The 8,884-nt window shown below is 65.9% G+C and carries 18 protein-coding genes; 6 read left to right on the forward strand and 12 right to left on the reverse strand.

Translation table 11 applies throughout. From position 1 onward, the window contains the following. Positions 1 to 26 precede the first annotated feature (26 nt). From rpsQ to rpsJ, 11 genes are read right to left on the reverse strand one after another with little or no spacing between them, the layout of a single operon-like run. The gene (gene rpsQ, locus EAH68_RS04635; RefSeq protein ID WP_126120165.1) at positions 27 to 305 is read right to left on the reverse strand and encodes a 30S ribosomal protein S17; all 279 of its coding nucleotides are present in this window, start codon (positions 303 to 305) and stop codon (positions 27 to 29) included. 2 nt (positions 306 to 307) lie between these two features. After that, on the reverse strand, positions 308 to 538 hold the full coding sequence (rpmC, locus tag EAH68_RS04640; protein WP_126120166.1) for a 50S ribosomal protein L29: 231 nt from the start codon (positions 536 to 538) through the stop codon (positions 308 to 310). Continuing rightward, entirely contained in the window at positions 538 to 954 is a 417-nt protein-coding gene (gene rplP / locus EAH68_RS04645) for a 50S ribosomal protein L16 (protein ID WP_126120167.1), read from the reverse strand. Before rplP ends, rpmC begins: the two co-directional genes overlap by 1 nt. Before the next feature lie 2 nt (positions 955 to 956). Continuing rightward, positions 957 to 1,706: a 30S ribosomal protein S3 gene (gene rpsC, locus EAH68_RS04650; RefSeq protein ID WP_126120168.1), complete on the reverse strand. Its 750-nt coding sequence runs from the start codon at positions 1,704 to 1,706 to the stop codon at positions 957 to 959. Further along, on the reverse strand, positions 1,707 to 2,069 hold the full coding sequence (gene rplV, locus EAH68_RS04655) for a 50S ribosomal protein L22 (RefSeq protein ID WP_126120169.1): 363 nt from the start codon (positions 2,067 to 2,069) through the stop codon (positions 1,707 to 1,709). A gap of 2 nt (positions 2,070 to 2,071) precedes the next feature. After that, entirely contained in the window at positions 2,072 to 2,350 is a 279-nt protein-coding gene (rpsS, locus tag EAH68_RS04660; protein WP_126120170.1) for a 30S ribosomal protein S19, read from the reverse strand. 16 nt (positions 2,351 to 2,366) lie between these two features. Continuing rightward, entirely contained in the window at positions 2,367 to 3,203 is an 837-nt protein-coding gene (gene rplB / locus EAH68_RS04665; RefSeq protein WP_126120171.1) for a 50S ribosomal protein L2, read from the reverse strand. Between the two features lie 23 nt (positions 3,204 to 3,226). Continuing rightward, positions 3,227 to 3,532 carry a 50S ribosomal protein L23 gene (gene rplW / locus EAH68_RS04670; protein WP_126120172.1) on the reverse strand — a complete coding sequence of 102 codons (306 nt, stop codon included), beginning with the start codon at positions 3,530 to 3,532 and terminating at the stop codon, positions 3,227 to 3,229. Next, complete coding sequence (rplD, locus tag EAH68_RS04675; protein WP_126120173.1) at positions 3,532 to 4,188, reverse strand: 50S ribosomal protein L4; 657 nt, start codon at positions 4,186 to 4,188, stop codon at positions 3,532 to 3,534. The genes rplW and rplD overlap by 1 nt, the downstream gene beginning before the upstream one ends. Further along, positions 4,185 to 4,841, reverse strand: a complete 657-nt coding sequence (rplC, locus tag EAH68_RS04680; RefSeq protein WP_126120174.1) for a 50S ribosomal protein L3 — start codon at positions 4,839 to 4,841, stop codon at positions 4,185 to 4,187. The genes rplD and rplC overlap by 4 nt, the downstream gene beginning before the upstream one ends. A gap of 32 nt (positions 4,842 to 4,873) precedes the next feature. Next, entirely contained in the window at positions 4,874 to 5,179 is a 306-nt protein-coding gene (gene rpsJ / locus EAH68_RS04685; protein ID WP_003848085.1) for a 30S ribosomal protein S10, read from the reverse strand. Positions 5,180 to 5,719: 540 nt separating this feature from the next. Between rpsJ and EAH68_RS04690 the strand changes: the two genes are divergently transcribed. The 6 genes from EAH68_RS04690 to EAH68_RS04715 are packed head-to-tail and all read left to right on the forward strand — an operon-like array spanning position 5,720 to position 8,179. Then, a complete protein-coding gene (locus EAH68_RS04690) occupies positions 5,720 to 6,178 on the forward strand; it encodes an Asp23/Gls24 family envelope stress response protein (protein WP_126120175.1) in 459 nt (152 codons plus the stop codon). After that, positions 6,141 to 6,485 carry an Asp23/Gls24 family envelope stress response protein gene (locus EAH68_RS04695; RefSeq protein ID WP_241228292.1) on the forward strand — a complete coding sequence of 115 codons (345 nt, stop codon included), beginning with the start codon at positions 6,141 to 6,143 and terminating at the stop codon, positions 6,483 to 6,485. Before EAH68_RS04690 ends, EAH68_RS04695 begins: the two co-directional genes overlap by 38 nt. Beyond that, positions 6,482 to 6,667, forward strand: coding sequence for a hypothetical protein (locus EAH68_RS04700; RefSeq protein WP_126120176.1), 186 nt, complete (start codon positions 6,482 to 6,484; stop codon positions 6,665 to 6,667). The genes EAH68_RS04695 and EAH68_RS04700 overlap by 4 nt, the downstream gene beginning before the upstream one ends. Continuing rightward, positions 6,668 to 7,093, forward strand: a complete 426-nt coding sequence (locus EAH68_RS04705) for an Asp23/Gls24 family envelope stress response protein (RefSeq protein ID WP_126120177.1) — start codon at positions 6,668 to 6,670, stop codon at positions 7,091 to 7,093. It abuts the gene before it with no gap. Next, on the forward strand, positions 7,083 to 7,625 hold the full coding sequence (locus EAH68_RS04710; RefSeq protein ID WP_126120178.1) for a DUF6286 domain-containing protein: 543 nt from the start codon (positions 7,083 to 7,085) through the stop codon (positions 7,623 to 7,625). The genes EAH68_RS04705 and EAH68_RS04710 overlap by 11 nt, the downstream gene beginning before the upstream one ends. Further along, positions 7,622 to 8,179, forward strand: a complete 558-nt coding sequence (locus EAH68_RS04715) for an Asp23/Gls24 family envelope stress response protein (protein ID WP_126120179.1) — start codon at positions 7,622 to 7,624, stop codon at positions 8,177 to 8,179. Before EAH68_RS04710 ends, EAH68_RS04715 begins: the two co-directional genes overlap by 4 nt. On the opposite strand, the gene EAH68_RS04720 is transcribed toward EAH68_RS04715, so the two are convergent. After that, positions 8,161 to 8,883 (reverse strand): hypothetical protein, encoded by a 723-nt coding sequence (locus EAH68_RS04720; protein WP_206436356.1) that lies wholly within the window; start codon positions 8,881 to 8,883, stop codon positions 8,161 to 8,163. The two genes, EAH68_RS04715 and EAH68_RS04720, sit on opposite strands and share 19 nt — an antisense overlap. Position 8,884: the final 1 nt, after the last annotated feature.

Below are 8,884 nucleotides of genomic sequence, written 5' to 3' on the forward strand. Positions count from 1 at the left end.
ACGATCAGGCGTCGATAAGCGGGGGCTTACTTGGCCTTCTCGACGACCTCAACGAGGCGGAAGTGCTTGTCCTTGGACAGCGGACGGCATTCCTCGATGCGGACGCGGTCGCCGATGCCGGCGACGCTTTCCTCGTCGTGCGCCTTCACCCTGGAGCTGGTGCGCAGGATCTTGCCGTAGAGGGCGTGCTGCTTACGGTCCTCGAGCTCGACGACGATCGTCTTCTGCATCTTGTCAGACACGACGATGCCCTCGCGGACCTTGCGGGCGCCCTTCTGGTTCTCGTTCACGTTTGCCTCACTCATGATTAAGCCTCAGCTCCCGGAACGACAGACAGGCCCAGCTCGCGCTCGCGGATGACGGTGTAGATGCGGGCGATGTCGCGCTTGACCGTGCGAAGGCGGCGGTTGTTGGTCAGCTGACCGGTGGCCAGCTGGAAGCGCAGGTTGAACAGCTCTTCCTTGGCCTCGGTCAGGCGGTTCTCGAGCTCAGTGGCGTCGAGCTCGCGGAACTCGAAGGCGGGGGTACCGGTTGCCATTAGAACTGGTCCTCCTTCTTGATGATGCGGACCTTGCAGGGCAGTTTCTGGCCGGCGCGGCGCAGAGCCTCGAGGGCGGTTGCCTCATCCGGGTAGGACATCTCGAAGAGAATGCGGCCCGGCTTGACGTTGGCGATCCACTTCTCGACGGGGCCCTTACCGGAACCCATACGCACACCGAGTGCCTTCTGGGTCAGCGGACGGTCCGGGAAGATGTTGATCCACACCTTGCCACCACGCTTGACGTGGCGGTTGATGGCGATACGTGCGGACTCGATCTGACGGTTGGTGACGTAGGCCGGCTCGAGAGCCTGGATGCCGTAGTCACCGAAGCTGATCTTGTTGCCACCCTTGGAGATGCCCGAACGGGTCGGACGGTGCTGGCGGCGGTACTTGACGCGCTTAGGGATAAGCATTCTTAGCCCTCCTGCTTCTGCTCGGCGCGCTGACGACGCTGGCCACCGCGGCGCGGACGACGGTCACGGTCACCGCCGCGACCCCGGCGCTCGGCCGGTGCGTTGATCTCGGACTCGCGACGGCCACCGACGACGTCACCCTTGTAGATCCACACCTTGACGCCGATGCGTCCGAAGGTGGTGTGGGCCTCTGCGGTGCCGTAGTCGATCTCGGCGCGGAGGGTGTGCAGCGGCACGCGGCCCTCGTGGTAGCGCTCGACGCGGCCCATCTCGGCACCGCCGAGACGACCTGCGGTGACGACCTTGATGCCCTTGACCTGCGGCTGACGCATGGCCGACTGGATGGCCTTGCGCATTGCGCGGCGGAAGGCAACGCGGTTGACCAGCTGCTCAGCGATGGACTGTGCAACCAGGTTGGCGTTGGCGTCGATGTTCTTGACCTCGAGGATGTTGAGGGCGACCATCTTGCCGGTGAGCTTCTCCAGCTCACGGCGGATGCGGTCGGCCTCAGCACCGCGACGACCGATCACGATGCCCGGACGGGCGGTGTGAATGTCGACGCGGACGCGGTCACGGGTGCGCTCGATGACGACATCAGCGATGCCCGCGCGATCCATGCCCTTGGACAGGAAATCGCGGATCTTGATGTCCTCGGCGACGTAGTCAGCGTAGTTCTGCTCGGCGAACCAGTGGGACTTCCACTCGGAAGTGATGCCCAACCGGAGGCCGTGAGGATGAATCTTCTGGCCCACTTACTTGGCCCCTTCCTTCTGGCTCTCGACCACAACGGTGATGTGGGTCGAACGCTTACGGATCTGGAAAGCACGGCCCTGAGCACGCGGCTGGAAACGCTTCATGGTCGGACCCTCGTTGGCGTAGGCCTCGGAGATGACCAGGGTGCGCGGATCCAGGCCGAAGTTGTTCTCGGCGTTGGCTGCTGCGGAAGCGACGACCTTGGCGATGGCCTTGGCCGCATCCTGCGGAGCGTACTTCAGGATTGCGAGTGCCTCGGAGACGGACTTGCCGCGGACCAGGTCCAGAAGACGGCTCGCCTTCAGCGAGGAGGTGCGGACGTACTTGGCCGTCGCGCGCGCGGAGGTGATGGTGTCACTCATCGCTATCGACGTCCCTTCTTGTCGTCCTTGATGTGACCCTTGAAGGTCTTGGTGGGTGCGAATTCGCCCAGCTTATGTCCGACCATGGAGTCATCGATGAACACCGGCACGTGCTTGCGACCGTCGTGGACGGCGAAGGTGTGGCCGATGAAATCGGGGAGAATGGTGGAACGGCGGGACCAGGTCTTGATGACCTGCTTGGTGCCGGCCTCGTTCTGAGCATCCACCTTGTTGAGGAGGTGCTCATCGACGAACGGGCCCTTCTTCAGGCTGCGTGGCATATCGTTTTACCTCCTCTTAGCGCTTCTTGTTGGACCGGCGGCGACGCACGATCATGTTGTTCGAGTAACGGTTCGGGTTGCGGGTGCGGCCTTCCTTCTGGCCCCACGGCGACACCGGGTGGCGACCACCCGAGGTCTTGCCCTCGCCGCCACCGTGCGGGTGGTCGACGGGGTTCATCACGACACCACGGACGGAAGGGCGCAGGCCCTTCCAGCGCATACGGCCGGCCTTGCCCCAGCGGATGTTGATCTGCTCGGCGTTACCGACCTCGCCGACGGTTGCCCGGCAGCGGATGTCGACGCGGCGGATCTCGGAGGACGGCATACGCAGGACAGCGTAGGAGCCCTCCTTACCCAGCAGCTGGATGGACGAACCAGCGGAACGTGCGAGCTTGGCGCCGGCGCCCGGCTTCAGCTCGACGTTGTGGATGGTCGTACCGGTCGGGATGTTGCGCAGCGGCAGGTTGTTGCCCACCTTGATGTCGGCGTTGGCGCCGGACTCCACGACGGTGCCCTGCTTCAGGCCCTTCGGAGCGAGGATGTAACGCTTCTCGCCGTCGAAGTAGTGGAGCAGTGCGATGTTCGCGGTGCGGTTCGGGTCGTACTCGATGTGAGCGACCTTGGCCAGCACGCCGTCCTTGTCGTTGCGACGGAAGTCGACGAGGCGGTAACGGCGCTTGTGTCCGCCACCCTTGTGGCGAGTGGTGATGTGGCCGTGGGTGTTACGGCCGCCGGTCTTGTGGATCGGACGCAGCAGCGACTTCTCCGGGGTCGAGCGAGTGATCTCGTCGAACATGGAGACGGAGCTTGCGCGGCGACCCGGAGTTGTCGGCTTGTACTTACGAATAGCCATAATGTGTCCTTTTCTCTCGACCCTTAGGAGGCGGAGCCGCCGAAGATGTCGATGGAGTCGCTGCCCTCACGGAGCGTGACGTAGGCGCGCTTGGTGTTCTTACGCTGGCCGTAACCGGTGCGGGTGCGCTTGCGCTTGCCGTCGCGGTTCACGGTGTTCACGGAGTCCACCTTGACGCCGAAGATCTTCTCCACGGCAATCTTGATCTGGGTCTTGTTGGAGGCCGGGTCGACGAGGAACGTGTAGACGTTCTGCTCCATCAGACCGTAGGACTTCTCCGAGACAACCGGGGCGATGATGATGTCACGCGGGTTAGCGATCTTTGCCATTAGTTGTTCTCCTCCTGGTCCGCAACGTTGTTGCGGTTGATGAAGGCGTGCAGAGCCTCAACGGAGAACACGATGTCGTCCGAGTTGAGGACGTCGTAGGTGTTCAGCTGCGCGGCCTCCAGAATGTGGACACCGGGCAGGTTGTTGGCGCTGCGGCGGGCGTTGAGGTCCTCGCGGCCGACGATGAGCAGAACCGACTTGCGGTCGGTCAGGCGCTCGATGAAGGTGCGTGCCGACTTGGTCGACGGGTCCTGACCCGGGACGAGCTCGGTGATCACGTGGATACGCGAGTTACGTGCGCGGTCGGTCAGGGCGCCTGCGAGTGCGGCGGCCTTCATCTTCTTGGGGGTGCGCTGGCTGTAGTCGCGCGGCTTCGGGCCGTGGGCGATGCCACCACCGGAGAAGTGCGGAGCACGGATCGAGCCCTGACGGGCGCGGCCGGTTCCCTTCTGGCGGTACGGCTTGCGGCCACCACCAGCGACCTCGGAACGGGTCTTGGTGGAGTGGGTGCCCTGACGGGCGGCGGCGAGCTGGGCGTTGACGACCTGGTGCAGCAGGGCGACAGACACCTCGCGGTCGAAGATCTCGGCCGGCAGCTCAACCTGTCCGTCGGTCTTACCGTCAGCGGTGTGGACGTCGAGCTTCAGATTGGTCATGCGTGAGCACCGCCCTTCACTGCGGTCTTAACGGTCACGATGCCACCACGGTTACCCGGGATTGCGCCCTTGATGAGCAGCAGGTTGGCATCGGCGTCAATCTTCTGAACCTTGAGGTTCTGGGTGGTGACGCGGTCATTACCCATGCGGCCTGCCATCTTCTTACCCTTGAAGATGCGGCCCGGCGTAGCGGCGGCACCGATGCCACCGACGCGGCGGTGCGCGGCCTGGTTACCGTGGGAGGCGCCCTGACCGGCGAAGCCGTGACGCTTCATGCCGCCGGCAAAGCCCTTGCCCTTGGTGGTGCCGGTGACGTCGACGAACTGGATGCCGTCGAAGATCTCGACGGTGATGTCCTGTCCGACCTCGTAGCCGGTGACGTCGTCCATGCGGATCTCAGTCACGTGGCGACGCGGGGTCACACCGGCCTTCTTGAAGTGACCTGCGGCAGGCTTGTTGGCCTTGCGCGGATCGATCTCGCCGTAGGCGATCTGGATGGCGTTGTAGCCATCGGTTTCCTTGGTACGAATCTGGGTCACCACGCACGGCCCAGCTTCAACGACGGTGACCGGGATGACACGGTTCTCGTCGTCGAAGATCTGAGTCATGCCGAGCTTGGTGCCCAGAATGCCCTTGATCTCGTTCTCACTCATTATTTATTCTCCGCTGCCAAGTATTTCGTCGATCACTGAATGTTCACGTCGACGCTGGCCGGAAGGTCGATGCGCATGAGGGCATCAACCGTCTTCGGCGTCGGGTCGAGGATGTCGATCAGGCGCTTATGGGTGCGCATCTCGAAGTGCTCGCGAGAATCCTTGTACTTGTGGGGAGAACGAATAACGGCGTACACGTTCTTTTCGGTGGGCAACGGCACCGGGCCAACGACGCGGGCACCCGTACGGGTGACAGTCTCGACGATCTTCTTAGCGGATGCGTCGATCGCCTCGTGGTCGTAGGCCTTAAGCCGAATGCGGATCTTCTGTCCGGCCACGCTTATCCTCTTCCTCGCTTGTCCCACATCCGTGATGGAGCGGTGGGAATTCGCTTCTCGATTTCTCTATAACGTTGTCCGGGCTATGGGGCCTGGGCACAACGCCAGTTACTGACTGCCATGACTGGCCGGGAGGTGTCCGGGACGTCGGTCAAACAACATCCGGTAGTGCTCCTGACGGGGTACAAGACCCGTGAGTCAAGTCGGAAGGGATCAGTTATCTCGCGATAAGCGTGGACCCTTGCGTACTGCCGCTGTTTATTTGCCATGCCCCTTCTCCGGTCCCCACGCTCGGGTATATCCAACCTGTTACGGTGACCTTGACCCGATTGCGGAGCCTTCCCAGCCGGTCCCGCAGGACTGCCTGACGAAGGTGTCATGTTCGCCTCACCAGCGACGATGCCACCCGGTCTGTACCCGGGCACACGTCGTGTTAAAGCAACCTACGTATTAAACCACGTCAGGGACCCGAACACAATCCATCACCTCAACTACTATGGGCATCACACAGGCACACCGGTCGTCGGAGGAGTCACAGTCATGTCGGAGAAGTCGGAGCACAACCCCGGCCCGGCAGGGCCTGCCGCACCCCGCGGAATCACCCGCATCGAGGATGTCGTCGTGGGCAAGATCGCCGCGCTGGCCGCCCGGGAGGTCTCCGGCGTGCACTCCCTCGGCGGAGGTACCGGCCGGATGGTCGGCGCGTTGCGCGAATCCTTCGCGGGCCCGGCCACCGGCCACCACAGTGTCCAGCACGGGGTGCATGTCGAGGTCGGCGGGCGCCAGGTGGTGGTCGACGTGTCGATCGTGGCGGAGTACGGGGTGGCCATCCACGAGCTCGCGGGGGCCATCCGCCGCAACATCATCAGCGCCATCGAGAAGATGACCGGCATGGAGGTCACGGAGGTCAACATCACTGTCCTCGACGTCCATCTCGACACCGGCCAAGAGGAGGAACAGGATGCCCTTCACATCGAGCACACACCGCGCCTGCATTAGCCGCTCCCCCACCACGGACCCGGTGGAGCGTGACGTCGCCGACCGGGTGGCGGCGGGCATCCGGGCCATCCCCGGAGTCGCTGGTCTGCACGCCGGCCGATTCGGGGAGGTGGCCCTGCTCTATCCCCGTCACCGGGTCCGCGGTCTGCGGGTGACCCCCACCGTCCTCGAGGTCCATCTCGTCGTTGATCTCGCCGCACCCCGGCCCCTGCCGGAGATCTCCGCACAGGTGCGCGCCGTGGTTGCGGACTTCCTGGAAACGGAGGTGGACGTGTTCTTCGCCGACGCCACCGGGGGACCCCCGTGAGCAGCCACACACGCACCGGCACCCTCATCGGTCTGGCGCTGGCCTTCGCCCTCATCCTAGGTGGCTGGGTCGGGTTGCTCTATGCACTGCTGCTGGGTGGATCCGGTGCGGTCATCGGTGCGCATCTGGACCGGCGCATCGACCTGCGCACCTTCCTCCGCAGTCTGGGGGGCCGGGGATAGATGCCGTTCAGGATCACCGACCGGGCGGTCTCCCGCATCGTCGCCGTCGCAGCCGCCTCCGTGCCGGGCACCACGGAACTGGGCCGCAGCCTGGAGCGGCCGGCGGGTCGGACGTGGCCGCGTTATGACGTCATCGTTGACGACGCCGCCGGCACCTGCAGCATCGAGGCCTTCATCGCGGTGGTGTGGCCCTCCCCCGTCACCGCCGTCGCCGAGGCGGTGCGCACCACCATCGCCGACTGGGTCCGGGACAGCACCGGGCTGACCGTCACCCGGGTCAACGTGGTCGTCGGCCCCGTCGTCCGCGGTCGGGCTGTCACCGCGGAGCTTATCGACGCCCACCCCACCCACCCGCGGCTGCGCCCCGTCACCGTGCGTCCCACGCCCCTGCGGCCCATCACCGTGGGGAGGTCCCGTGTCCGCTGAGCACCTCCCGCCCCGCGCCTACCCGTGGGCGCGTCCCGCCGCGGTGGTCATCGGTCTGCTGCTGCTGACTGTCGCGGTGATCTGCGTGCGGGAGGTGTGGTTGCGCAACTCCCGTTCCATCCATTGGGAGAGCTGGGTCGGGCCGCTCATCGAGACGGTCGGAAACACCACCTACCAGCTGTGGATGCTCCCGGCCGGAGCCGGGGCAGTGCTGCTCGGACTGTTCCTGGTGTGGGTGGCCTGCCGGCCACGTACCCGCACCCACCTGCCCGTCGGCCGCGGGGCGGCCGTCTGGATGCGCCGGGTCGACATCGCCCGCATGCTCTCCGCCACCGCCCGCAGTGTGCCCGGGGTGACCACCGCGGCCAGCCACGTCAACGGACGCACCGCCACGGTGAGCGTCACCGGCCGGGCCCCCGACGCCAACCTCTCCCCCGCTGTCACCGCGGTGCTCGATCCCCTGCTGGGCCAGCTGGGTCTGGACCTGATCCTGCGGGTCCGGGAGAACGCCCCCGGGGAGGTCCGGCCGTGAACGCCCGGATTGTTCTCCTCGACCGGATCATCGTCCTTCTGGTGGGGCTGTCCGTCCTGGCCGGCGGGGCCTGGGCCGTCGGTCTCTTCCTCGACATCCCCCTCGCACAGGGCCTCGCCGACCGGATCGACTCCCCGGCGTGGCTCACCGCCCCCTCGACCGGCTGGTTCGATCCGGTGCTCATCGTCGTCGGTCTGCTCAGCGCCGTTCTCGGCGGCTGGCTCATCGCCCTCAACCTGCGCCGCTACCGGATCGGCCGGGTCGTCTCCCCGGCCTCCGATGCCCTCGGCTCAATAGAGATCGACCTGGCTACGCTGGCCACGGCCGTGGCCCGGCAGCTGGAGGAGCACCCGCGCGTTGAGTCGGTGCAGGCGACCGTCACGGATTCCTGGGACCGGCCGACCCTGACGCTGACTCTCCGTGCCCACGCCGACACCGATGTCCCCGCCCTGCGGGCGGCCCTCAACCAGACCGAGCGCGATGTCCGCGCCGCGGTGCCGGGCATCGACGTGGACACCGTCTACCGGCTCCACCTCTACCCGGTGGAGTCCTGAGGGGAATTCTCGAGCAGGACGATGTCCTGCACCACCCCGTACTCGCGGGCGGGACCACCCCCGGGCCCCTGCACCACCAGCCCGGCACCCGGCCGGCAGGCGCGCAACGATTCCCAGCTGGATGCCTCATGCTCCAGTCTGCGGCGCCCGGCGGTGAAATGGTCCAGACCGTGGGAGAGCACCATGGTCGCCCCGTCGGCGAGGGTGATCAGGTAGACCGCGTCCCCCATGCCGCGGCGGTTCAGACCGGTGAGATCCGGGACGGTGGGTTCCGGCATGTCATCGAGCAGGGTGATACTGCTGAGCACACCCAGCCGGTGATCGATGCCCTCCGCGGAGGTGAGCACCAGTGGGGAGCCGACGAAGGCCGGACGGATCGTGGCGTAGTGCCACACCCCGGGCTGTGCGGAGACCTCCGGGCGGCGGACGACGACCCGCCAGGGGTCGACCATCACGCGGTGGGCGGGAGCCTCGGTGAGCAGGAGGAAGCGGGCGGTGACGCGGGCGTCGACAAGCGGGAGCACGCCGGGGTGGGCGCGTTCCATCGCGGACAGCTCGCGGAGCAGGTCCTCGTCGGTCGCGCCCCAGCCGATCCCCCGGTTGGCCAGGACCCCGAAGAGGGTGGGAAGCGACAGCTCCGGCTGCCCCTCCCACACGCGGCGGACGGCGTCGAGGACACCCGGGATGCGCATGGGGTCCTGCACG

It is taken from the genome of Corynebacterium hylobatis (assembly GCF_003955685.1).
GTDB lineage: Bacteria > Actinomycetota > Actinomycetes > Mycobacteriales > Mycobacteriaceae > Corynebacterium > Corynebacterium hylobatis.